At 73.1% G+C, this 23,699-nt stretch carries 21 protein-coding genes; 11 read left to right on the forward strand and 10 right to left on the reverse strand.

Translation table 11 applies throughout. The features are described from left to right. Positions 1–131 precede the first annotated feature (131 nt). The 3 genes from ACZ69I_RS12310 to ACZ69I_RS12320 are packed head-to-tail and all read left to right on the forward strand — an operon-like array spanning position 132 to position 3,855. Positions 132–434, forward strand: coding sequence for an SHOCT domain-containing protein (locus ACZ69I_RS12310; protein WP_470831892.1), 303 nt, complete (start codon positions 132–134; stop codon positions 432–434). Continuing rightward, complete coding sequence (locus ACZ69I_RS12315) at positions 431–1,279, forward strand: ABC transporter ATP-binding protein (protein WP_470831894.1); 849 nt, start codon at positions 431–433, stop codon at positions 1,277–1,279. The genes ACZ69I_RS12310 and ACZ69I_RS12315 overlap by 4 nt, the downstream gene beginning before the upstream one ends. Before the next feature lie 14 nt (positions 1,280–1,293). After that, positions 1,294–3,855 carry an ABC transporter permease gene (locus ACZ69I_RS12320; RefSeq protein ID WP_470832051.1) on the forward strand — a complete coding sequence of 854 codons (2,562 nt, stop codon included), beginning with the start codon at positions 1,294–1,296 and terminating at the stop codon, positions 3,853–3,855. Positions 3,856–3,929: 74 nt separating this feature from the next. Here the strand turns inward: ACZ69I_RS12320 and ACZ69I_RS12325 are convergent, their stop codons facing one another. Together ACZ69I_RS12325 and ACZ69I_RS12330 are read right to left on the reverse strand one after the other, a co-directional pair. Further along, entirely contained in the window at positions 3,930–4,403 is a 474-nt protein-coding gene (locus tag ACZ69I_RS12325) for an ATP-binding protein (protein WP_470831896.1), read from the reverse strand. 193 nt (positions 4,404–4,596) lie between these two features. Further along, positions 4,597–4,929: a hypothetical protein gene (locus ACZ69I_RS12330; protein ID WP_467679968.1), complete on the reverse strand. Its 333-nt coding sequence runs from the start codon at positions 4,927–4,929 to the stop codon at positions 4,597–4,599. Between the two features lie 327 nt (positions 4,930–5,256). On the opposite strand from ACZ69I_RS12330, the gene cds1 reads away from it, so the two are divergent. Then, positions 5,257–6,354: an L-cysteine desulfhydrase Cds1 gene (cds1, locus tag ACZ69I_RS12335; RefSeq protein WP_470832052.1), complete on the forward strand. Its 1,098-nt coding sequence runs from the start codon at positions 5,257–5,259 to the stop codon at positions 6,352–6,354. 66 nt (positions 6,355–6,420) lie between these two features. Here cds1 and ACZ69I_RS12340 read toward each other — a convergent pair whose 3' ends face one another. Together ACZ69I_RS12340 and ACZ69I_RS12345 are read right to left on the reverse strand one after the other, a co-directional pair. Next, positions 6,421–6,900 carry an SRPBCC family protein gene (locus ACZ69I_RS12340; protein ID WP_470831897.1) on the reverse strand — a complete coding sequence of 160 codons (480 nt, stop codon included), beginning with the start codon at positions 6,898–6,900 and terminating at the stop codon, positions 6,421–6,423. Positions 6,901–6,963: 63 nt separating this feature from the next. Continuing rightward, complete coding sequence (locus tag ACZ69I_RS12345; RefSeq protein ID WP_470831898.1) at positions 6,964–7,887, reverse strand: DeoR/GlpR family DNA-binding transcription regulator; 924 nt, start codon at positions 7,885–7,887, stop codon at positions 6,964–6,966. A 317-nt stretch (positions 7,888–8,204) separates the two neighbouring features. Between ACZ69I_RS12345 and ACZ69I_RS12350 the strand changes: the two genes are divergently transcribed. Beyond that, a complete protein-coding gene (locus ACZ69I_RS12350) occupies positions 8,205–10,469 on the forward strand; it encodes a hypothetical protein (RefSeq protein WP_470832053.1) in 2,265 nt (754 codons plus the stop codon). Here ACZ69I_RS12350 and ACZ69I_RS12355 read toward each other — a convergent pair. From ACZ69I_RS12355 to ACZ69I_RS12365, 3 genes are all read right to left on the reverse strand, one after another. Then, positions 10,429–12,840 (reverse strand): right-handed parallel beta-helix repeat-containing protein, encoded by a 2,412-nt coding sequence (locus ACZ69I_RS12355; protein WP_470831900.1) that lies wholly within the window; start codon positions 12,838–12,840, stop codon positions 10,429–10,431. The two genes, ACZ69I_RS12350 and ACZ69I_RS12355, sit on opposite strands and share 41 nt — an antisense overlap. Positions 12,841–13,085: 245 nt before the next feature. Next, the gene (locus ACZ69I_RS12360; RefSeq protein WP_470831901.1) at positions 13,086–13,691 is read right to left on the reverse strand and encodes an Rv1733c family protein; all 606 of its coding nucleotides are present in this window, start codon (positions 13,689–13,691) and stop codon (positions 13,086–13,088) included. 408 nt (positions 13,692–14,099) lie between these two features. After that, the gene (locus ACZ69I_RS12365; protein ID WP_470831902.1) at positions 14,100–14,525 is read right to left on the reverse strand and encodes a DUF6643 family protein; all 426 of its coding nucleotides are present in this window, start codon (positions 14,523–14,525) and stop codon (positions 14,100–14,102) included. A gap of 272 nt (positions 14,526–14,797) precedes the next feature. Here ACZ69I_RS12365 and ACZ69I_RS12370 point away from each other — a divergent pair, with 272 nt between their 5' ends. Then, entirely contained in the window at positions 14,798–16,111 is a 1,314-nt protein-coding gene (locus ACZ69I_RS12370; RefSeq protein WP_470831904.1) for a TerD family protein, read from the forward strand. Between the two features lie 14 nt (positions 16,112–16,125). Here the strand turns inward: ACZ69I_RS12370 and ACZ69I_RS12375 are convergent, their stop codons facing one another. Continuing rightward, the gene (locus ACZ69I_RS12375; protein ID WP_467679954.1) at positions 16,126–17,316 is read right to left on the reverse strand and encodes a glycosyltransferase; all 1,191 of its coding nucleotides are present in this window, start codon (positions 17,314–17,316) and stop codon (positions 16,126–16,128) included. Positions 17,317–17,374: 58 nt separating this feature from the next. Between ACZ69I_RS12375 and ACZ69I_RS12380 the strand changes: the two genes are divergently transcribed. Then, positions 17,375–18,163 carry a glutamate racemase gene (locus tag ACZ69I_RS12380; RefSeq protein WP_467679952.1) on the forward strand — a complete coding sequence of 263 codons (789 nt, stop codon included), beginning with the start codon at positions 17,375–17,377 and terminating at the stop codon, positions 18,161–18,163. A 104-nt stretch (positions 18,164–18,267) separates the two neighbouring features. Then, on the forward strand, positions 18,268–18,816 hold the full coding sequence (locus tag ACZ69I_RS12385) for a hypothetical protein (protein WP_467679950.1): 549 nt from the start codon (positions 18,268–18,270) through the stop codon (positions 18,814–18,816). Positions 18,817–18,855: 39 nt separating this feature from the next. Here the strand turns inward: ACZ69I_RS12385 and ACZ69I_RS12390 are convergent, their stop codons facing one another. Further along, positions 18,856–19,890: an O-antigen ligase family protein gene (locus ACZ69I_RS12390; RefSeq protein WP_470831907.1), complete on the reverse strand. Its 1,035-nt coding sequence runs from the start codon at positions 19,888–19,890 to the stop codon at positions 18,856–18,858. Between the two features lie 239 nt (positions 19,891–20,129). On the opposite strand from ACZ69I_RS12390, the gene lnt reads away from it, so the two are divergent. The 3 genes from lnt to ACZ69I_RS12405 are packed head-to-tail and all read left to right on the forward strand — an operon-like array spanning position 20,130 to position 23,150. Next, a complete protein-coding gene (gene lnt, locus ACZ69I_RS12395; RefSeq protein WP_470831909.1) occupies positions 20,130–21,746 on the forward strand; it encodes an apolipoprotein N-acyltransferase in 1,617 nt (538 codons plus the stop codon). A gap of 46 nt (positions 21,747–21,792) precedes the next feature. Then, positions 21,793–22,272, forward strand: a complete 480-nt coding sequence (locus ACZ69I_RS12400) for an NUDIX hydrolase (RefSeq protein ID WP_467679944.1) — start codon at positions 21,793–21,795, stop codon at positions 22,270–22,272. Next, positions 22,269–23,150 (forward strand): hypothetical protein, encoded by an 882-nt coding sequence (locus tag ACZ69I_RS12405; protein ID WP_470831911.1) that lies wholly within the window; start codon positions 22,269–22,271, stop codon positions 23,148–23,150. The genes ACZ69I_RS12400 and ACZ69I_RS12405 overlap by 4 nt, the downstream gene beginning before the upstream one ends. Here ACZ69I_RS12405 and ACZ69I_RS12410 read toward each other — a convergent pair. Next, positions 23,140–23,658, reverse strand: coding sequence for a P-loop nucleotide/nucleoside kinase family protein (locus ACZ69I_RS12410; RefSeq protein WP_470831912.1), 519 nt, complete (start codon positions 23,656–23,658; stop codon positions 23,140–23,142). The two genes, ACZ69I_RS12405 and ACZ69I_RS12410, sit on opposite strands and share 11 nt — an antisense overlap. Positions 23,659–23,699 lie beyond the last annotated feature (41 nt).

A 23,699-nucleotide genomic window follows, 5' to 3' on the forward strand; every position in this document is an offset into this window, starting at 1 on the left:
GGAGCAGCCGGTTCCGCCGTACGTACTCCCGGGGTGGTACGCCCGGTGCCGCTGGCCGTACGACGACGTGAGGGCGGTGCCGGGGCGAGTTTGGAGGCATCACAGAAACCCGTTCCGAGGAGATGAGTCCAATGCAGACCCTGGCGCAATGGGACGGCGGGCCCGGCCCGTGGATCCTCTTCTTCCCGCTGATCTGGGCGGCCGTCGTCATCGGCGTCGTCACCCTGCTCCGCCGCACCGTGTGGCGCGGCCGGCGCGGCCCGTTCCGGGGCGCGGCCGGTTTCGCCCGGCACACCGGCGTCGACGACAACTCGCCCATCGCCGTGCTCGGCCACCGCTTCGCGGCCGGCGAGATCGACGAGGACGAGTACTGGCGGCGGCTGACCGTCCTCAACGAGGAGTTCGGCCGTCAGGCCAAGGGCGGTGCGGCATGAGCACCGCCACCGGACGGATGGCCGGGGCGGTGCGTACCGACGCCGCCGGGGTCTCCGGCGCCGTGAAGGTCTACGGCAGCGGAGACACCGCCGTACGGGCCCTGGACGGGGTGAGCGTCGGCTTCCCGGCCGGACGCTTCACCGCGATCATGGGCCCGTCCGGGTCCGGCAAGTCCACCCTGATGCACTGCGCGGCGGGCCTGGACACACTCACGTCGGGCACCGCCTTCATCGGCGACACCGAGCTCGGCACGCTGGACGACCGGCGCCTGACGCTGCTGCGCCGCGACCGCGTCGGCTTCGTCTTCCAGGCCTTCAACCTGGTGCCGACGCTGACCGTCGCGGAGAACATCACCCTGCCCATGGACCTCGCGGGCGTCCGCGGCGACGACGAATGGACCGATGCGCTCGTCGACGTCGTCGGGCTGCGCGACCGGCTGCACCACCGGCCCGCCGAACTCTCCGGCGGCCAGCAGCAACGCGTCGCCGTGGCACGGGCGTTCGCGGGACGGCCCGACGTCGTCTTCGCGGACGAGCCGACTGGCAACCTCGACTCGCGCTCCGGCGAAGAGGTGCTGAACCTGCTCGGCAGGGCGGTGCGGCAGATGGGCCGCACCGTCGTCATGGTCACCCACGACCCGGTGGCCGCCGCCCACGCCGACGAGGTCGTCTTCCTCGCCGACGGGCGCCTCGTGGACCGGATGGAGGCCCCGACGGCGGACCGGGTGCTCGACCGCCTGAAGGCCTTCGACGCGGGACCGCCCGCCAGAATTTCGGCGACCCTCGGCTCAGCACCCGGTCCCGGCGCCGGCCAGGGCCCAGGAACGAAGGAGGCGTCGTCATGAGTTCCCCGAGCTCCCTGAGCGCCTCCGTCCGTATCAGCCTCTCCTCCCTGCGCGGCCACAAGCGCCGCTTCGCCGGCACCTTTCTCGCCGTCATGCTCGGCGTCGCCTTCCTCGCGGGCACCCTCGTCATGGGCGACACCCTGCGCGCCGGCTTCGACACGATGTTCGGCAACGCCGCCCGCGGCACCGACGCCGTCGTCCGCAGCGCCGACACCATCACCACCCCCGACGACAGCAAGGGCACGCGCAAGCCCGTCAGTACCTCTCTCGTCGAGAGGATCGAGAAGTCCGAGGCCGTGGCGGCCGCCGCGCCCAGCGTCCAGGGCGCGGGCCAGCTCCTCGGCAAGGACGGCGAGCCCATCGGCGGCCAGGGCCCGCCCACCGTCGCCGGGAACTGGATCGACGACGCCCGGCTCAACCCGTACCGACTCGCCGAAGGGCGCGCCCCGTCGAAGCCCCGCGAGGTCGTCGTCAACCGGGGCGCCGCCGAGACCGGCGACCTCGAAGTGGGCGACACGACGATCCTGCGCACCCCTGACCCCGTCGAGGTGAGGATCGTGGGCCTCGCGGCCTTCGGCGGCGAGGACGGCATGGCGCAGACCACCTTCACCGGCATGACGCTCGCCGACGCCGAGAAGTACCTCACCCCGAAGCCCGGCGAGGCCTCGGCCATCCAGGTGCGGGCCGGCCCGGGCGTGAGCGAGCGGGAACTCGTCGAGGCGCTGACGCCCGCACTGCCCGAGGGAGTCGAGGCGATCACCGGCGAGGCGTCGGCGGCGGAGAACACCGACAACATCTCCGGCCAGTTCCTCGACCTCTTCACCACGTTCCTGCTGGTGTTCTCCGGCGTGGCCCTGCTCGTTGCCACCTTCAGCATCCACAACACCTTCGCCATCGTCGTCGCCCAGCGCACCCGCGAGAACGCGCTCCTGCGCGCCCTCGGCGCCTCGCGCCGACAGGTCACCGTGTCGGCCCTCGTCGAGGCGGGCGTCGTCGCCGTCGTCGCGTCGGCCGCCGGCCTCGCGGGCGGCATCGGCATCGCGGCCGGTCTGCAACAGCTCTTCCCCGCCATCGGATTCCCCTTTCCCGAGGGCGACTTGGTGATCAGTGCGCTGTCCATGCTGCTGCCGCTCGCCGTCGGCGTCGTGGTCTGTCTCGGCTCCGCTCTCGCGCCCGCCGTACGGGCCGGACGCACCGCGCCGCTCGCCGCGCTGCGCGAGACCGCGGTGGACCACTCGGCCGCCTCGCGCCGACGCGCCGCGGTGGGGGCGGCCCTCGCCCTGCTCGCGGTAGGTCTCGCCCTGACCGGCGTCCTGGCCAGCCCTTCCGTGTGGCTGGCCGGGTCCGGCGCGGTGCTGGCCCTCGTGGCGTTCGTGGTGCTCGGACCGGTCGCTTCCGCGCGCGTGGTACGGGTCCTCGGCGGGCCCCTCGACCGGCTGCGCGGCGTCCCCGGCGGCCTCGCCCGGCGCAACGCCCTGCGCAGCCCCAAACGGACCGCGGCCACGGCGAGCGCGCTGATGATCGGCGTCGCCGTCGTCTCGCTCTTCACGGTCTTCGGCGCCTCGCTGAAAGCCACGATGGACCAGACCGTGAACCGCTCCTTCGCCGGCGACGTCGCGGTGAGCACTCCCGGCTTCGGCGCGGGCGGCAGCGGTCTGAGCCCGAAACTGGCCCCCGCGCTCGCCGAGCGGCCGGAGGTCGAGACCGCCGTCGGGCTCGGCAAGGGCGCCGCGGAGGTCGACGGCGAGGGGCGCGCCCTGACCGTCACGGACCCGGGTCCGTTCGCCGAGTCCTTCGACCTCGGGCACGTGGACGGATCCCTGGCCGCGCTCGGCGACAGGGGCATCGCGATCACCCGCTCGGAGGCGGCGAAGCAGGACCTGAAGGTCGGGTCCCGGGCCGAACTGGCCTTCGCCGACGGCACGAAGGAGACTTTCACGGTCCGCGCCGTCTACGGCCGTTCCGAGCTGGCCGGTGACTACGTCGTCACCCGTGAGGCCTGGGCCCCGCACCGTATGCAGGACTCCGACAGCCTCGTCTCCGTCACCTTCAAGGACGGCGTGAGCACGGCCGAGGGCAAGGCGGCGGTCGCCGAGGTCGCGCGGGACCACGGCAATCCGGACGTGCAGACCCGCGCCGAGTACGCTCGGACCTCGGCGGGCGGCATCGACATGATGCTGACCCTCGTCTACGCGCTGCTCGCCCTCGCGGTGCTCATCGCGCTGCTCGGCATCGCCAACACGCTGACGCTGGCGATCCACGAACGCACGCGTGAGCTGGGCCTGTTGCGCGCGGTCGGGCAGACCAGGGCACAGCTGCGGGCCATGGTCCGCTGGGAGTCGGTACTCGTCGCCGCCTTCGGGACGGCCGGTGGGCTCGCGCTCGGCGGCTTCCTCGGCTGGGTCCTGGTCAAGGCGTCCGACGGCGCGACCGAGAGCGCCTTCGCGTTCGCCGTGCCACCGGTGCGGCTCGCGGTGGTCGCCCTGGTGGGCCTGACGGCGGGAGCCTTGGCGGGCCTGCGCCCGGCTCGTCGGGCGGCGCGTCTCGATGTGCTGCGGGCCATCGCCACCGAGTGACGCCGGGGCCGCCCGCGTACGCGCGATGGCCTACGGGCACGGGTGGATGCCGCGAGCGGACGATCACCGCCCGGTCAGCCGGCAACGGCCGACCGGGCGGGAGTCTTTCCGCGCACCCCGTACACGGGATACGAGGACATGGTCCCGGCGGGGACAGGGATGGGAAGCGTGAACCACACGATCTTCCCCGCGTCGCCCTGCGGGCTCACGCCCCACGCCTCGCTCACGGCGGCGACCATCGCGAGTCCCCGCCCACACGTGGCGAAGGGATCCGCGTCACCGATCCGGGGAAGCCGGGGATCGTGGTCGTGGACGGAGACCGTGAGGCGGTCGAGCAGCAGCTCGATCTCCACGGTGCACACCTTGTCCGGCTCGGCATGCCGATGGACGTTGGTGAGCAGTTCCGTCACCCCCATGGCGGCCAGGTCGATCAAGGGATCCAGATGCCAGTAGCGCAACTGCGCAGATACGATTCTGCGGACCTGGCGGATCCGCGATGGCAGGGCTTGGAGCTCTACCGTGCAATGCCTGCTTGGCTGGCTGATCACGGCTGCGACTCCCCGAATTGAGGTCCGGAAGAAGACGACGTTCGGATCCAGCAGGGGCCGCGTGGTCTGCCGCCTGCTGTGTGGCCGGCGGGCTGGTTCGCAGCGTCATCGCCGGTAAACCCAGAGTGATGTGAGACCAGAGTGACCCAGGGGGTGCGGGCCTGCAACTCGCACGTCCGGATCGGGGCCCCGCTCAGCCTCGCGGGCGGTGGTGCTCCGTGGCGCTGCGCACCGCTTCGATGAATCTGCGCACCGTCGGCGGTCCCGCTTCACCGGGCCTCGGTTCGTGCTCGCCGAGGGTGAGGCGATACCGGGTGCCGTTCACCTCGGCCAGTGCCCGGTCGTCCGCGGCGAACCACGGCTTGCCCGTGCGGACCGCCTGCAGCGGCGCGCTGTCGATCTCCGTGCCGTAGCTGGTGAGCAACTCCAGTCGGCCGTCACTGATGCGTACCTGTCCGGCGCGCGTGAGGGAGCGCAACCGGCGCTCGATCTGTACGCCTGTGGCCGTGAATTCCGGCTCCGCCATGGCATCGCCCCCTGGTGCGCTTCGATGAGCCGCTTGTCACGGGACGGGTGCCCCGTGCCGTGAAGTCTGCACGTAGCGGGCGCCCAGCACCAGGGCGCGTAGACACGACCGCCGACCGGTCTCGCTCGCCCGTCCGGGGCTTCCGGAAAGCTTTACCCAAGGCTGTGACACCTGTGCCTTTGAGGTGCTCAAAGGTGTGTTTATGCAGGTGAGGGGCGTGTGGCGGGTGTTTAAGATCGATGCGTACGGCCGCGTCGAATCGCGTCCGGCACGACGCGAAGGAGCCCCGCCGTGACCACCCCGCAGCAGGATCGAGTCGACGAGCCGATGCCGACGCTCGACATCGACCACAGCGACGACGCCTACCGGGCCTGGCTCAAAGAAGCCGTCCGCAAGGTCCAGGCCGACGCCAACCGTTCGGCCGACACCCACCTGCTGCGCTTCCCGCTGCCCGAGCAGTGGGGCATCGACCTGTACCTCAAGGACGAGTCGACCCATCCGACGGGCAGCCTCAAGCACCGCCTCGCCCGCTCGCTGTTCCTGTACGGCCTGTGCAACGGCTGGATCAGGCCGGGCCGCCCGGTCATCGAGGCGTCCAGCGGCTCCACGGCCGTCTCCGAGGCGTACTTCGCGAAGCTGATCGGGGTGCCCTTCATCGCGGTGATGCCCCGCACGACCAGCGCCGAGAAGATCCGCCTCATCGAATTCCACGGCGGGCAGTGCCACTTCGTGGACGACTCACGCACGATGTACGCGGAGTCCGCGGCCCTCGCCGTCGAGACGGGCGGCCACTACATGGACCAGTTCACCTACGCCGAACGGGCCACCGACTGGCGCGGCAACAACAACATCGCCGAATCGATCTACCAGCAGCTGCGGTTGGAGCGCTACCCCGAGCCCGCGTGGATCATCGCCACGGCGGGCACCGGCGGCACCTCCGCGACCATCGCGCGCTATGTCCACTACATGCAGCACGACACCCGCATCTGTGTCGCGGACCCGGAGAACTCCTGTTTCTTCGACGGCTGGACGAAGAGCGACCCGGACGCGACGAGCGACTGCGGCTCCCGCATCGAGGGCATCGGCAGGCCCCGCATGGAGCCGAGTTTCCTGCCCGGCGCGATCGACCGCATGATGAAGGTGCCGGACGCCGCGTCCGTCGCCGCCGTACGGGCGCTGGAGCGGGCCATCGGCCGCAAAGCGGGCGGCTCGACCGGTACGGGGCTGTGGAGCGCGCTGAAGATCGTCGCCGAGATGGTGGCCGCGGGCCGGACGGGCAGTGTCGTGACCCTGCTCTGCGACCCCGGCGACCGCTACCTGGACAAGTACTACTCGGACGCGTGGCTGGCCGAACAGGGGCTGGACATCACGCCGTACGCGCAGGCGATCGACACGCTCCTCGGTACGGGGGCGTGGCCCGAATAAGGCCTGGCCTCCCCGTGGGGGTCAGAGCGTGTGTCACATCCCCGGCCGGGGATGTGACACACGCTCTTATGCCGTGGCCGTGCTGAGCCGCCGGTCCAGGGCCGTGACGGCGTCGCGGAACGCCCGGCCGAGTCCCGCGCGGCCGAGCCGCAGGGCGCCGCGCAGCGGGGCGGCGCCGTCCGCGGCGAACGTCCACTGCACCCGCGTGCCGCTGCCGGTGGGGGAGAGCCGCCACTCCTCCAGGAGGGCGCGCAGGCCGGGGACGTTGGTCTCGTCGACGCGGTAGGCGTACCGCACCGGCGCCTCGGCCGCGAGGACCGACTCCCGGAAGAGGGTGCCGCCCTTGAGCCGGACCTCGCGGCCGGTGCCGCCGCCGGTGGGCCGGCACAGGGTGACGGCGTCGAACCACCGGGGCCAGCTCGTCACGTCGTCGGCCAGGGCGCGGTGGACCGCCTCGGGCGGTGCGCTCACCTCGCGTACGAAGACCAGGCGCAGCGGAGCGGAATCGACGAAGTCGAGACCTACGGGACTCAGTCGGCGTGCCATCGAACTCTGCCCCCTGCGGAACGAGACGGGTGACCGGGCCCGGACACCTTAGCTGGCGGGCCGTCAGATGTCTGTGCGGGGTTCGGAGTCGACGTGATCCACGGCGTCTTCAGCGTCTTCGGCCGTCCCGTCGGCGGCCGCGGTGTCGGCGGAACCGGCCGTCTCCTCGGCCGCCGGGCGCTCACCCGTGACCACGAGCCGGTTCAGATGCTCGGAGATCTCCACGCGCGCCTGCGCGGGCAGCCCCGCGTCGGTCACCAGCGTGTCCACCTGCGAGAGCGTGGCGAACGAACTCAGGCCCACCGTCCCCCACTTGGTGTGGTCCGCGACCACGACCACGCGGCGCGCCGACTGCACGAGGCGCCGGTTCGTCTCGGCCTCGGCCAGGTTCGGCGTCGAGAGACCGGCCTCGAGCGATATGCCGTGCACCCCGAGGAAGAGCACGTCGAAGTGGAGCGCCCCGATCGCCTGGTCCGCGACCGGGCCGACCAGCGAGTCCGACGGCGTGCGCACGCCACCGGTCAGCACGACCGTCGCCGCGCCCTGCCGCTGCCCCGACGTGCGCTGAGCGGAGTGGAAGACGTCCGCCACCCGCACCGAGTTCGTCACCACCGTCAGGTCCGGCACGTCCAGGAGGTGGTGCGCGAGCGCGTACGTCGTCGTGCCGCCGGACAGGGCGATCGCCGTGCCGGGCACCACCAGGGACGCCGCGGTCCGCGCGATGTCCTCCTTGGCGGTCAGCTCCAGACCCGACTTGGCCTCGAAGCCCGGCTCGTGCGTACTCGCCTCGACCACCGGCACGGCGCCGCCGTGGACCTTCTCCAGGACACCCTGGCGGGCCAGCGCGTCCAGGTCGCGGCGCACGGTCATGTCGGACACGCCGAGCTTGCGGGTGAGTTCGTTGACGCGGACGCCGCCGCGGCGGCGCACCTCGTCGAGGATCAGTGCACGGCGCTGCTCGGCGAGAAGGTTCTGATGGTCGCTCACGCCGGTCCGGCCCTTCTGCCCCGTCACTCTGGTCGCGCCCGGGCGGCGCGCTGCCTCATCCTCGCACGGGCCGCCGACGGCCGTCCCACCGCCCGGGCGGCCCTCCACGGACGGCGAACGGCACGCCGGAGACCCGGCGCGAGCAGACGCGGAAGGAGGAGATTGCGTGACGAGGGGTGCGCGGAGACCCGCGACCCGAGATCCTGGTTCCCTCATCATGCGCATCTCGGGGAAGCGGAACAGTGGAGCGTGCCACGCAGGACGAGACCGCCCTGGAACTCCTGGTCCACGGAGTCGGGGGAACCACACCGGAACAGATGCTGGGCGACCCGCGCACCGTGCGGATCTCCGGCGACGACACGGCGGCCGTCTTCCGCCGCGCCGAGGACGCGGACGCCGAACGGCGCCCCGACGACTACCGCGGCAAACCGGTGCCGGAGGCGTACGTCTGGTGCAACCTGACCTCCGGCAACGGCTCCCGCGCCCTGTGGCTCCTGCTGCTGCCCTTCATGGTCGTCAACATCGCCCACTGGATGCGCCCCACCTCGCGCCACCGCAAACGGCTCGTGCGCACCTACGGCCTCCTGGTGCGCCTCGTCGGCCTCACCCTCACCGTGCTGCTCGTCGCCGCCGCCTGCGAGCTCGCGATCGACCTCATGGCCTGGCAGTGCGCCGGCACCCCCCGGTGCGCCGAGGACCGCGCCTGGCTCGGCTTCCTCGCCACCGACGAGGCCGGGAACGGCGGCTGGTGGTCCCAGCCCGGCCGCCGCCTCGCCCTCGCCGCCCTTCTGCCCGCCGCGCTCACCGGCCTGCTCTGGTACCTCTCCCACCGCACCTGGAGCGCGTACGAGTCCCAGCAGCCCCTGCCCCACCAGCCCGACCCGGAGGAGGAGACCAGCCGCACCGCGCTCGGCAGGCCCGGCTTCTGGTACGGCCGGCGCCTGGTGGCCAGGCTGCGCGCCGCCCACACGGCCGCCGGACTGCTCACCGTCGCCGGGGCGGTCGGCACCTCGGCCGCACGGCGGGACCGGCGCGCCGGAGGCCCCGCCCTGCTCGACGCGCTGGGCTGGGCGCTCGACTCGACACTCGTCCTGGGCGGGGGAGTCGTCGTCTGGGTGGTGTGTCGCAGGGGGCGCAGCGAGAACCGGCTCGACCGGAAACTGGACAAGACCCTGGTGCGCTGGCTTCCGCTGGGCGCCCTCGCCCTGCTGGCCCTCGCCCTGGTGTACGCGGGCTGGTCGCGCCCCGGCTGGCGCTCCGAGGGCAGGCTGCCGGGCAACGCCACGTTCGGCGGCCTCGCGCTCGTCCAGGGTCTCCTGATCCTGTGCCTGGCCGCCGTCGCCCACTTCCTGTACCGCTCCTCACCCGATTCACGCACGGCCATCCGGGGCTTCGGCGGACCCGCCGTCGCCATGCTGTCCTGCGCGCTCGGCGGCGTCATGACCGGCGGCGGGGCACAGCGCGTGGCCGACTGGCTGGACGGCAGACAGGGGTCGATCGACGGACCGCCCGCGCTGCTCACCTGGCAGGCGTCCGTGATCCCGCTCCTGCTCGTGGTCGTCGCGGCGCTGTGCGGCTGGTTCGCCGTGCGCACCCTCCAGCGCAAGCACCGCGAGATGGCGCACGTACCGGCGGACTACCCCGGCGAGCCGAAGGACACCACCCGCACCCGCCGCATCGCCGGCACGCGCGCGCGTGCCGCCCTCACCGACCGGGCGCCGCTGCTCGTCGGCATCGTCTCCGCCGTCACCCTGCTGCTCGGCGCGGGCGCGCTCACCGGCGCCTGGGCCACCGACGAGGTACCGGCGCAGGCCGCCCAGGGGCTGCCCGACGTCCTGGAGGGGGCGGCCGAGACGTCGCAGGCGCTCGGCTCCTGGCTGATCGGCTTCGGTTTCATACTGTTCGTCACCTGGGGCCGCCGCGCCTACAAGGACGCGTCGGCCCGCCGCACCATCGGCATCCTCTGGGACGTCGGCACCTTCTGGCCGCGCGCCGCCCACCCCTTCGCGCCGCCCTGCTACGCCGAGCGTGCCGTGCCCGACCTGACCTGGCGGATGGCCGCCTGGACGCGTGCCACCAGCGCCACGGGCGGCCGCCTCGTCCTCTCCGGGCACTCCCAGGGCAGCGTCCTCGCCGCCGCCGCGGCCTGGCAGCTGCGCCCGTCGGTCCGCAGACGCGTCGCCCTGCTCACCTACGGCTCACCCCTGGAGCGCCTCTACGGCCGCTGGTTCCCCGCCCACTTCGGCCCGGCCGCCCTGTCCTCACTGCACCGCGAGGTCGACTGCTGGCGCAACCTGCACCGCACCACCGATCCGATCGGCGGCCCCATCCAGCTGCACGGCGAGTGCGGCCCGCAGGTCGACAGGCCCGCGCTCAAGGACCCCCTCGCCTACGGCCGTACGGAGGAGCATCCGCTCCCCGCGCCGATCCTCGGGCACGGCGACTACCAGGCCGACCCCGCGTTCGCGGAGGAGCGGGCGCGGCTGCTCGCCCGCCTCAAGCCGGAGGTTCCGGCGCCCCGTCCCGCCGCGCCGGACGGGGTCACACCAACTCCGGCAGATCCTCCGGATACAGCAGGGTGAGCTCGTCCGTACTCGGCTCGTCGAGCTGGGCGACCCGGCCCGCGTGCCGCTCCACCATCGCCTCGAAGGTCTGCCGCGCGGTGCGGCCGTTGCCGAACCCGGGCCCCTTGGGGAGCACCGTGAAGTACTTCAGGAGCGCCTCGGACGTGCCCGTGCCGAGGCGGTACTCGTGCTCGTCCGCCTGCTGCTCCACGATCCGCAGCAGCTCCTCGGGCGCGTAGTCGCTGAAGGTGATGGTCCGTGAGAAACGGGACGCCACACCGGGGTTCACGGAGAGGAACCGCTTCATCTCCGCGGTGTAGCCCGCGACGATGACCACGACGGCCTCGCGGTGGTCCTCCATCAGCTTCACGAGCGTGTCGATGGCCTCCCGGCCGAAGTCGCGCCCGGAGTCCTCCGGCGAGAGCGCGTACGCCTCGTCGATGAACAGCACTCCGCCGCGCGCCCGGTCGAACGCCTCCTGCGTACGGATCGCCGTCGAGCCGATGTGCTCCCCGACCAGGTCCACGCGCGAGACCTCGACGAGGTGGCCGCTCTCCAGAACGCCCAGCGAGGCCAGGATCTCGCCGTACAGCCGGGCGACGGTCGTCTTGCCTGTGCCGGGGGAGCCGGTGAAGACCAGATGGCGGCGGACGGACGCGGCCTTGAGACCGGCCTGCTGCCTGCGGCGGCCCACCTCGATCATGTCGGTGAGGGCACGCACCTCGCGCTTGACGCTGTCGAGGCCGACCAGCGCGTCGAGTTCGCCGAGGACCTCCTTGGAGACGCGGGAGGGCTTCTCGGCCTGGGCGGGCGCGGCCTGCGGTGTCTGCTGGGCGGGCAGGGAGCCGAGCAGCCCGACGGTCTGCGTAGCCGTCTGGACGGCGGGCGCCGTCGGCGCCGCGGGCGCGAGGGCGCGCAGGCCGCCGCTCTCGTCGCTCACGCAGTCCTCGACGAGCGGCCCCTCCTCGGCGAACTCGAAGCCGCCGCGGGCGCACCGCTCCGTACGGCACTTCTTCAGCGTCGTACGGCAGCCGTCTATGACGTGGAAGCCGTAGCCCCCGCTGCCGCTGACCCGGCAGCCGTGGAAGCTGCCGCGGCCGCCCGCGGAGACGTAGAAACCGGCCTCGGCGGGTGAAGTGACCGTGCAGCGCTCGATGGTGGGGTCCGCGCCCTTGGTGACGATCACGCCCGTCTGGACGGCGTCGACGGTGCAGTTGGCGAGGGTGCCGCCGCTGCCGTGGTCGCGGAACCAGGCGCCCGTAGCGGCCTCGCGGATGCGGCAGTCGTCGAGCTGCGCGGTCGCGCCGTCGCTCACCGACACGGCGGTGTTGCGCACCTGGGAGAGGTCGCTGTCGACGACGTCGGCGCGCGATCCGCGGTCGAGGACGAACAGCGCGTCCGGCACGTCGTGCACCCGGCACGACTCCAGGACCGCCGTGGCGCCGTCGCTGACCCAGACCGCCGGGTAGTCGCCGGTGCTGTCGTGGATCTCGCACTGGTTGGCGTCCACGCGCGTGCCCGGGTCCCAGACCGACAGGCCGTTGCGGCCGAAGCGGCTGACCGTCGACCGGGTGAGGGTGAGCACGGAACGGGAGCGCAGGTCGACCGCGTTCTCCGGGATGTCGTGGATGCGGCAGTCGGCGAGGGTGAGCACGGCGTCCGTGTCGAGCGTGACGCCGTCGGAGGTGGTGCGGTGCACGTCGCAGTCGGTCAGGTGCGCCGCGGCCCGCCCGGTGACCTGTACGCCCGAGCCCTTGACCTCGTACACCTCGCAGCCGATGGCCTCGAGTCCGCTGTGCTCCCCGGTCACCGAGAGGCCCGCGCCCGAGGCGTGGTGCACCCGGCAGCGCTCCAGGCGGGGGTGTGCGCCGCCGCGCACCGCGACGCCGGACTGGCCCGCCGCGACGATCTCGCACTCCTCGAAGACCCCGCCGCCGCCGTCGAGCACGGCGATGCCGATGCCGCCGGGGTTGTCGACGGTGCAGCGGCGCACGGTGGGCCGCGCGCCGCCGCGCACCTCGATGCCGGCCGCGGAGCGGGTCACGACGCGGATGCCGATGAGTTCCGGGGCGCCGTCCTCGACGAGCAGCGCGGGCGCGGAGGAGTCCTGTCCCTCGATGTGCAGGTCCTGGACGACCGCTGAGGCCCGGACGGTCAGCGGCACGCCGTCGGAGGGTGCGATGCGCACCGAACCGGGCGAGCTCTCGGGGCCGCGCAGGGTCACCGCGCGCTGGACGACGAGGTTCTCGCGGTAGGTGCCCGCGGCGACGGTCAGTATGTCCCCGTCGCTCGCGGCCTCCAAGGCAGCGGCGAGCGAGGCGTACTCGCCGGTGCGGCGCCGCCACCGCGACGTGCCGGTGTGCGTCACCTGGACCGTGCCCTGTGCCATGGAGTTGCTCTGCCCCCACCAAGTCGTACGCGGGATCCTGCGTCGTCGTGCCGTGCCACTCGTGCCGTGTCACCGCGCAGGGAGCCGAAGAGTTCGGCCGGTCCACCGTAGCGCGCGGGAGCAGGCGGAGTTGACCCGATGGCCAGGCTCTCACCTGCGCGGCCTTGCGCAGGCTTGTTCGAGGACGCGGGGCGGCGGCGCGGACAGTGGCGCGGGACAGTGGGCGGTCGGCCGCGCCGGGCGGGTCAGGAACCGGTGCCGGTCCTGCCCCAGTCGGGGCCCGCCTTGTCCCAGGCCCGGTCGAGCCGTTCGTACCGCCCCCGGACGATGCGCCAGAGGATCATCCTGCGGGCGCCCTCGATGAGTCCGGCGGTCGCCGCCGCCGCGCCGAGACCCGCGAGGACCGCGTGCGTGGTGGCGGTCGCGCCGTCCAGCGGGCGGCCCACGACCCGGCCGCGCTCGTCGGTCCACAGCCTGAAGTGGTCGCCCGCCTCGGGGGTCTTGAGGTCGGACAGGACGATGCCGAAGCGGTCGGTGCGGTCCGGGGCCGTCCAGCGGGCGAGCACCCGGCTGTGCGCGTCACGGGCCGACGAGGTCTCGGGGTCGGGGTCGAGCGGAGGGGAGTCGATCTTCCGCAGGACGGTGCCGACGGCGCTGTGGCGGTTCTCGTGCTGCTGGCGCACCGAGCCGAGCAGGGCGTCCCGCGACAGGTCCGCGGTCAGCACGCCGAGGACCGGCACGGCGACGACGATCAACACCAGGGTGACCAGGGCCAGCCAGGCCTCGGCGAGATCGGTGCCGCGGCGCAGCGGATTGTGGCGCCACCGCCAGAGACCGACGATCGTCCGCACTGCCCTGCACCCCCTTCCGCGTCCGTCTCGACCAGGAACGGCACGGACCACGCGCGGAAGGCGAGAAGGGAGGGCGAGATCACCCTCCGAGGTCGCCTCCTTGGCGTTGCCCTTCACATCCACGATTCCCAACGACCGTGCCCCGTCTTCGAGTTCCCCGTCCGGGCTCGGATCATTCGGGAATCACGAAACGGCCACCGATGCGGATGATTCCGGTCGATTCGGTCGTCGGCGGTCGCCCCGCCCGGCCTCGTCCCGTCAGACCTCCACCGGCACGGTCACGGTGGGCTCGGGCGCTTCGCCGTCGGGGTCTCGCGGCCGGGCGGTGCCTCGGCGGCGGTCGACGGCGGTCGGCTGCGTCATGCGGCCATCCTGCCAGCGGTCACTGACAGGAAGGGCCACAGACGGTCAGTACCCGCGGTACGGGCGGTCGTACGGGTCCTCGTGCGGCGCCGGAGCCGGGCGGGGCGCCGCGGGGCGCATCGCCTCGTACCCGGTGCCGGGAGCGGGTCGCTGGGGCTGGGCGCCCGGGTAACCGCGCGGAGCCCCCGCCTGTTGCGGGATGTACGGCGACGGCGCCTGCTGCAGCGGTGCGGGCTGCGGGGCCTGCGCGTAGCCGTACGCGGGGTTGTGATGGGACGGGGCGGCCGGCAGGGCGGGCAGCGCGGCCGGGAGGGCAGGCAGGTGACTGCCCGTGTCGTACGCGGAAGGGACCCGGATCGGGGCGATTTGCGGAGTGCCCCGCTCTGCGACGAGGGAGTCGTAGATCGGAGTGTCCGGGAAGGACGGCGCGGAGTAGTAACCGCCGCCATAGGTGGAGCGGGGGGAGGTCATGCTCCATAAGTTAAGCCCTTGATGTGCTGGTTGGGGAGACCGATAAGAGGGTTGTTTCACGTGGTGACTGTGGTGGGGGATCCCCCAATGCGAGCGAACTTGGGAAAATCGGTCGCCGAGCGACGTCTGGATCGTGTAAAGGCCGAGGTCCTGGCGGGTTACCCGGGGTTGGCCGTGCCGGTCCCCGGGAGGCGGTCGTGGGCCTCTGTGTGGTCCAGGTAATAGGTTGGTCATGAACGAAACGGCGAACCCGCCGGACGCGGCGACTTGTGATGGGGGCGGACATGACAATGTCTAAAGGATCGAATGTTCCCGTACCGGCACCCGCGGTGCGGATCGAATTGGGGTGGGGTTCCGGAGCCGGGGTGCCGGACGCCGACGCGTCGGCGCTGCTGCTTTCCGCCGCCGGAAAGGTGCGCTCCGACGCGGACTTCGTCTTCTACAACCAGCCGGCGCACTCCTCCGGAGCGGTGCGGCACGAGGGCAAGCAGCGGTCCGCCACCGGTGTGAGCGACGTCCTTGCGGTCGACCTCGCCCGCGTGGAGCCGGAGATCGAGACCGTGGTGCTCGCCGCGTCGGCGGACGGCGGCACCTTCGGGCAGATCCCCGGCCTGTACGTCCGCGTCCTCGACGCGTCCAGTGGCGCCGAACTCGCGCGCTACGACAGCTCCGACGCGACGGTGGAGACCGCCTTCGTCCTCGGTGAGCTCTACCGACGCCAGGGCGCGTGGAAGTTCCGCGCCGTCGGCCAGGGGTACGGCAGCGGCCTCGAAGGCCTCGCGACGGACTACGGCATCACGGTGGACGAGCCGCAGCAGGCGGCCCCCGCCCCGGCGACACCGGCTCCGGCGCCCGCTCCGGCAGCTCCGGTCCCGCCCGCGCCGGCCGCTGCGCCCGTCCCGCCCGTGGCCGCGCCGCCCGCTCCGCCCGCCGCCGCGCCCGCGCCCGTGCGCCTGACCAAGGTGACGCTGACGAAGGACGCGCCGTCCGTCTCCCTGACGAAGCAGGGCGGCACCTCGGGAGGCATGCGCGTCAACCTCAACTGGGAGGTGCGCAAGCAGTTCAAGGGCTGGGGCGCCAAGCTCGGCAGGGCCGTCGCGATGCACGCCGATCTCGACCTCGACCTCTGCGCCCTCTACGAACTCACCGACGGCCGCAAAGGCGTCGTCCAGGCACTGGGCAACGCCTTCGGAGCGCTGCACCAGCCGCCGTACATCCTGCTCGACGGCGACGACCGCACCGGCGCCGTCGCCACCGGCGAGAACCTCACCATCAACCTGGACCACATCAAGGACTTCCGCCGCATCGTCATCTTCGTGACCATCTACGAAGGCGCGCGCAGCTTCGCCGACCTCAACGCCACCGTCACCCTCCAGCCGCAGCACGGCGCCCCGATCGACTTCTCGCTCGACGAGTGCACGGTCCCCTCGACCGTGTGCGCCCTGGCGCTGATCACCAACAACGGCGGCGACCTCGTCGTCCAGCGCGAGGCCCGCTATCTGGTGCCGGAGCGCGGCGTGAGCCCGCAGCGCACCATGGACCACGCCTACGGGTGGGGCATGAACTGGACGCCCGGCAGGAAGTAGCGGGACGCCGGGCCTCAGCGCTGCTCGGGCGCGGGTTCCGCGGCGGCGGTGTCGGGGCGCGCGTAGGTACGTCCCTTCCACGCCGCACCACGCCCCCTGTAGTGCTGCACCGCCGAGTCCACGGTCATCAGGAGATAGAGGAACGCGGTGCCGGGCAGCAGCGGGGCGAGCCAGAGCGGCTGACGGTAGTAGCGCAGCATCGGCAGATAGGTCGCGGTCATCACCAGCCAGGCCAGGCCGCCGGCCGCCGTTGTCACCGCGCTCCCCGCGGCCAGACCCGCGAACAGCGTCACGGGCGGGGCGAGATACACCAGGGCGAGGCCGCCGACCGTGCCGAGGAGCAGGAGCGGATGGTGCCGCAGCTGTGCGTACGCGCTGCGCGACACCATCCGCCACAGGTCGCCGAGGCGCGGATACGGACGCACGCTGTCGACGCGCTCGGCGAGGCCCAGCCAGATGTGACCCCCGGAGCGCCGCACCGCCCGCGCGAGCGCCACGTCGTCGATCACCGCCTGCCGGATGGCGTCCGGGATCCGGGCGCGCTCGGCCGCGTCCGTACGCAGCAGCACGCAGCCGCCCGCCGCCGCGGCCGTCCGTGACCCCTTCCGGCCGATCCTGCGGAAGGGGTAGAGCTGCGCGAAGAAGTAGACGAACGCCGGGACCACCAGGCGCTCCCACCCGCTCTCCACCCGCAGCCGGGCCATGAGGGAGACGAGGTCGAAGTTCCCGGCGCCCGCCGCGGCCACCAACTGCCGCAGGCTGTCCGGTTCGTGGGCGATGTCCGCGTCGGTGAGCAGCAGGTATGCGGGCTCACGCGCGCGTGCGAGGCCGATTCCGTGGCGTACCGCCCAGAGCTTGCCCGTCCACCCCGCGGGCGGCTCACCGGGGGAGGCGACGGTGAGCGGCAGCCCGCCGTGGCGCTCGGCCAGCGCACGGGCCAGCTCGCCCGTACCGTCCGAACTGCCGTCGTCCACGAGGAAGACCTCGGCCCGCCCCGGATAGTCCTGCGCGAGCAAGGACGGCAGGCTCAGCGGGAGCACGTCCGCCTCGTCCCTGGCGGGGACGACGACACAGACCGACGGCCAGTGGGCGGGGTCCCGGCGCGGTGGCAGACGTACGTCTGTACGCCAGAAGAAGCCCTGCCCCAACAACAGCCACAGCCACGCGGCAAGCGATCCGGTGGCGATCCACGCAACGGCGCTCATCCGCCGAAGTCTGCCCCACGGGAAGGGGCCTGTGGGGCCCATCGACTATGGTGACCGGGTGAAGATCGCGCTCATGGACTCCGGTATCGGACTGCTCGCCGCCGCGGCCGCGGTACGCCGCCTGCGGCCCGACGCCGACCTCGTGCTCTCCTCGGACCCCGACGGAATGCCGTGGGGGCCGCGCACGCCCGAAGACCTCACGGAGCGCGCCGTCGCCGTCGCCGAGGCCGCCGCCGCACACCGTCCCGACGCGCTGATCGTGGCCTGCAACACCGCTTCCGTGCATACGCTGCCCACGCTGCGGGCCCGTCTGGAGCCCGGGATCCCGGTCATCGGGACCGTGCCGGCGATCAAGCCCGCGGCCGCCGGTGGCGGTCCGGTGGCCATCTGGGCCACGCCCGCCACCACCGGCAGCCCCTACCAGCGGGGCCTCATCGACGAATTCGCGGACGGCGTCACCGTCACCGAGGTGCCCTGCCCCGGTCTCGCCGACGCCGTGCAGTACGCGGACGAGCAGGCCATCGACGAGACCATCGCCGCCGCGGCGGCCATCACCCCGCGTGATGTAAGGGCCGTCGTCCTGGGCTGTACCCATTACGAGCTCGTCGCCGAGCGCATTCGCGCCGCCGTCCAGCAGCCCGGCCTGCCGCCCATGGTCCTGCACGGCTCGGCCGGCGCGGTGGCCGCCCAGGCGCTGCGCAGGACCGGAGCGCTCTCCGGCACGAACGCCACGGCCGCGCCGCCCGGCCTCACCGTCCTGCTCAGCGGCCGCGAGGAACAGCTGCCGCCCGCGGCGCTCGCGTACGCGGAGGGCCGCATGCTCGCGGCGGTCGGCTCGGCGCTCTGAGCCGCTGCTCCCGCGGTCCTCACGGCTGAGTCGCCGCTTATCCCCCCGGCGGTCACCCTGTGTGATCCAGTGGCTTCATGGCGGATTCTGAGTAGTCTCGAAGCATGACGGACCAAGCCCCGGAAGAGCGGGCCGCTTCCGACAGCCCGCCCGAAGTCTGGACCGGACGTGCGACCAACCGTGCGCAGTGGCTCCTGGCGTGCGCCGGGGCCGCCTGCCTGGCACTCGGCATCGAACTCGCGGTGGACTCCATGTGGACCTCCGGCATCGCGCCGCTGGTCATGTCCGTCGTGGGATGCATCGCCGTCGGACTCCTGATGCTCTTCGGGACGCTCGCCTTCGTGCACGTGGCCGTGAAGGTCGACAAGGACTGCCTGGAGGTGCGCTGCGGCCATCTGGGACTTCCGCGCCGCCTCATCCCGCTCTCCCACGTCGTCGGCGCGGACTTCGCGCCCGCCGTCACGCCCCGGCAGTGGGGCGGCTGGGGCTACCGCTGGCGCCCCGAGAAGGGCACCGCCGTCGTGGTCCGGCGCGGCGAGGGCCTGGTGCTCAGCCTGGGCGACGGACACAAGTTCACGGTGACGGTGGACAACGCCGAGGCTGCGGTGCGCGCCATCCGCGACCGGCTCGGCCTCAAGGACAACGGCGCCTGACCGCCCCGTCGGCGCGAGCCTCGCCGACGCGCGCCTCGTTCAGCGGGGCCGGGGAAGCGAGCCGTCCCGCGGTTCGTCGTTGAGCGGCCGCGCCGTGGCGATCCCCGCGAGCAGCCCCGCACCCGTCGTCACGGTCGTCACGCTCAGCGCGTTGCCCACCGCGGCCACGGCCGCGAGCGCCGTGAGGGCCGCCCCCGCCGACAGCACGACCTGGGTGGGGCCAGGCGAGCGCCACAGGGCGTGGAGCAGCCAGCAGAAGACCGCCGCCAGCAGCGCCGCCCCCACGAGCCCCTGCTCCGACGCCTGCTGCAAGGGCGCCGAGTGCGGCTTGCCGTCGGCCACGAGGTCCTCGGCGACGACCGGGCTGACCTCGCCGAACCGCCCGGGTCCCACACCCATCACCGGGTCACGCTCCGCGAGGCCCAGCGCGTCGTGCCACAACAGCACCCGGTGCTGTCCGAGCCCGCCCGCCAGGGGCGCCGTCAGACCGTCGGGCAGCGCGTCGTCGGCGACCGCCAGACAGACGCCGGTGATCAGCACCGCCGCGGCCGCGAGTCCGGCGATGCCCAGCGTCCTGTTGCGCACCCGGGCCGCCGCGAGCGAGCAGAGCAGCACCGCGGCGGCGCCCGCGCACCCGACCGGCGAGCCGAGCGCCGCGGCGACGACCGCGACCCCCGCGGTGAACAGCCGCAGCACGAGACGGGCCGACGGAGTGCGGGCCGCCCACGCCGCACAGCAGGCCGCGCCGGCCGACAGGATCAGCAGCGCGGCCGTGGCACCTGCGTGGCCGAGCGGGGAGGAGGGGGTGAGCGCGAGACGCGGCGCGGTCACGGCGAGCCCGAGCCCTGCGAGCGCCCCCGCGCAGGGCGCGGCGACCGGGAGCAGCGCTCCGCAGATGCGCCCGCCCGCATAACCGGCGGCCACGGCGAGGACCGCGAGGAGCATCCCCTCGGGACTGCCCCCGTGCACCCCCGCGGTGATCAGCGCCCAGGCGGCGCACGCGCCGAGCAGCGCCCCGCCCGTCGCGTCGGACGCACTCCGTCGTTCCGGCGCCGCCGCCGGACCGGCCGACACAGCTGTCCCCGTAGATCCCACCCCGTCGCCCCCCGGTGTATGACGGGTCCCCACCGGCGGGCCCGCTCCACGAGGGCGTGCACCGGCCGGTGTCAGGGACCCGGCCACACGTTAACGGCTGACGCCCCCCTTTGGAGCCAGTTGTGCAGGAACGATACGGCGGACGCTCCCGTGCCCGGCCCCGCCGTACCGCCCGGCCGAGCTGTCGGGCCCCAGGTGACGCGCCGTACACTCCCCGGGTGACCGCCACCACCACTCCCGTAGACGAGCCGGACCAGCTCGAACCACAGACTTCGCAGGTCGCACGCGGCGTGCGGGTCCTGCGACGGCTCGTGCCCGCCGCAGTGGCGGCCCTCTCCGGAGTGCTGCTCTACGTAAGCTTCCCGCCCCGCACGCTGTGGTGGCTGGCGCTCCCGGCCTTCGGGCTCCTCGCCTGGTGTCTGCACGGCCGCAGCTGGAAGGCGGGCCTCGGCCTCGGGTACCTCTTCGGCCTCGGCTTCCTGTTGCCGCTCCTCGTGTGGACCGGCGTCGAGGTCGGCCCCGGCCCGTGGCTGGCGCTCGCTGCCGTCGAGGCGGTCTTCATCGCCCTGGTCGGCGCGGGCATCGCGGCCGTCTCGCGCCTGCCGGGCTACCCCTTCTGGGCGGCGGCCCTCTGGATCGCGGGTGAGGCGGCACGCGCGCGCGTGCCCTTCAACGGCTTCCCGTGGGGCAAGATCGCCTTCGGACAGGCGGACGGCGTCTTCCTGCCGCTCGCCGCGCTCGGCGGCACCCCTGTGCTCGGCTTCGCGGTCGTCCTGTGCGGCTTCGGGCTGTACGAGATCGTCCGCCGGGTCCGCGAGGCACGCGGCGCCGGGGCCGTACGCCGCGGTGCTGCCGCCGCTGCGGTGCTCAGCGTCCTCGTCCCGGTGGCCGGGGCCTTCGCCGCGCGCCCGCTCGTCAGCGACACGGCGGAGGACGGCACCGCGACCATCGCCGCGATCCAGGGCAACGTCCCGCGCGCGGGACTCGACTTCAACGCTCAGCGCCGCGCCGTACTCGACCACCATGTGCGCGAGACCGAGCGCCTCGCCGCCGAGGTGAAGGCGGGCAGGGCCGAGCGCCCGGACCTGGTCCTGTGGCCGGAGAACTCCTCCGACGTGGACCCGTTCACCGACCCCGAGGCGCGCCGCGCGATCGAGCGCGCGGTCGCCGCGATCGGAGTGCCGGTCTCCATCGGCGGCGTCGTCGAGCGCGAGGACGGCAAGCTCTACAACGAGCAGATCCTCTGGGACCCGAGGAAGGGCCCCACGGACACCTACGACAAGCGCCAGATCCAGCCCTTCGGCGAGTACATCCCGCTGCGCTCCCTCATCAGCTCGTTCAGCAGCGACGTCGACAAGGTGCGCCAGGACTTCAGCCGGGGCACCGCGCCCGGCGTCTTCACCATGGCCGGCACCCGGGTGGGCATCGCGACCTGTTACGAGGCCGCCTTCGACTGGGCCGTGCGCGACACCGTCACCAACGGCGCGCAGATCATCTCGGTGCCCAGCAACAACGCCACCTTCGACCGCAGCGAGATGACCTACCAGCAGCTCGCGATGTCCCGGATCCGCGCGGTCGAGCACAGCCGCGCCGTCGCGGTGCCGGTGACCAGCGGCGTCAGCGCCGTGATCATGCCGGACGGCAAGGTCAGGGCCAAGACGACCTGGTACACCGCCGATTCCCTCGTGGAGGAGGTCCCGTTGCGCTCGTCGCGGACCCCCGCCACCCGGTTCGGCACCCTGCCCGAGGGCATCCTGGTGCTGCTCGCCGCGGGCGGGCTCGGCTGGGCGGTGACGTCGGCGGTGCGGAGCCGGCGGGCGGCGACGGAGCGGTAGACCGGCCACGCCCCGAGCGGCGGCCGGGCGCCGTTAGGGTCGGAGCATGGCTACTCCTGATTTCATCCGCACGATCCGGGCCGACGCCGGCCAGCAGCTCCTCTGGCTCCCCGGAGTCACCGCCATCGTCTTCGACGACGAGGGAAGGGTGCTGCTCGGGCGGCGCTCCGACAACGGCAGGTGGTCGGTGATCGGAGGCATCCCGGAACCCGGTGAGCAGCCCGCGGAGTGCGCGGTGCGCGAGGTGTACGAGGAGACGGCCGTGCACTGCGTGCCCGAGCGCGTCGTCCTGGTGCAGGCGCTGGAACCGGTCACCTACGACAACGGCGACAACTGCCAGTACATGGACATCACCCTGCGCTGCCGCGCCGTCGGCGGAGAGGCCCGGGTCAACGACGACGAGTCGCTGGAAGTGGCGTGGTTCGACGTGGACGCGCTGCCCCCGCTGCACGAGTTCTCCCTGTTCCGGATCAAGCAGGCGATGGCGGAGGCCCCCACCTGGTTCGAGCCCACGCCCGAGCGGTGAACCGGCCCTCGGGCGCACGACGGGAACTGCTTCCCGGGGGCGGACTCGTCCTGGACGTACGCGACGGCGACGTACGCGACGCCGACGTGAGCGATGGCGGGCCCGCCCGGCCCCCGCTGCGGTTCGAGGCGGTGACGGAGCGCCGGTGGGTCTTGCGCCAGGGAGAGCGGACGCTGATCGAGGCACGGTCGGAGGGTGAAGGCTGCTGCCGTGACCTGCGGCTGCGACGCCTGCCCGGCCACCGCTCGCCGCTGCCGTCCCTGTCCGCCGCGACCATGCGCACCGGCGCCGACTGGCCCCACCGGTACGCGCGGTGGCTGGAGGACACGGCGCACGGGCCGCTGCACCGCGGACGCTGGAGCCTGCTCCCGCGCCCGGCGTTCGCACCGGGGATCTGGAGCGTAGACCTCGTCAGGGACTGGCCGGACGCGACCCTCGAACTGCTCTGCGGCGGCGGCTGGCACGGGGTGCTGCCGCTGCGCCCGCTCCCGGCGCCGGACGACCCGCACGTGAAGGCCTGCCGCAAGCACGTCCGGGAGGGCACCCTCGCCCCCGTCCTGCTGTGGTGGGTCTCCTTCCTGGACGGCTGGCTGCTCCTCGACGGTCACGACCGGGCCGCCGCCGCGCTGGCGGAGGGCGCGGAGCCGCACTGCGTGGAGCTGGCGCGCGTACCGGACGACGCCGACTGGCGGGCGACCGCCGCGGCGGTCACCGAGGCGCACGAGGAGCTGGCGGCGCGACTGGCCGCGCAACCCGCGGGGCCGCACACCGAGCGCCAACGGGAGGCGGTGGACCGGGGCTGTGCGGACACGCTCTCGACCCTGCCGTACGACCCGGCCGCCACCCCTTGCTTCGAGGAGCCGGACCTCACGCCTTGACGGCCTCCGCGATCCGCAGCGCGGCCTGCGCGGGCGTGAGGTGCGTCGTGTCGACGACCTCGGCCTCGGCGTGCAGCCAGGTGCGGGCCGCCTCGGCGTAGGGCTCCAGGTGCGCGAGGCGGAAGGGGGAGGGCAGGGGTGAGTCGCCCGCGATGCGGCCGCGGAGGGTGTCCTCGTCGGCGTGGAGGACGAAGTGCCGTACAGGGATGGCGTGTTGGGCAAGACCTGAGCTGATCTCGCGCCAGTACCGCTCGACCAGGACGGTCATCGGCATCACCAGCGTGCCGCCGGTGTAGTCGAGCACCTGGCGGGCCGTCTCGACGACGAGCGGTCGCCACGGTGGCCAGTGCTGGAAGTTGCCCGTCCAGGGCAGCCCCGGCGTGATGTCCATGAGCGTTTCGCCGACCTTCTCGGCGTCGAACACCCTTGAGTCGGGAAGGAGTTGCTGCACCAGCGCGCTGGTCGTCGTCTTGCCCGCGCCGTGGGTTCCGTTGAGCCATACGATCATGGATTCGACGGTAGCGGCGCCGGGGCCCCGGGTCTGTGCCG

The sequence above is a fragment of the Streptomyces sp. NPDC036815 genome (genome assembly GCF_055609205.1).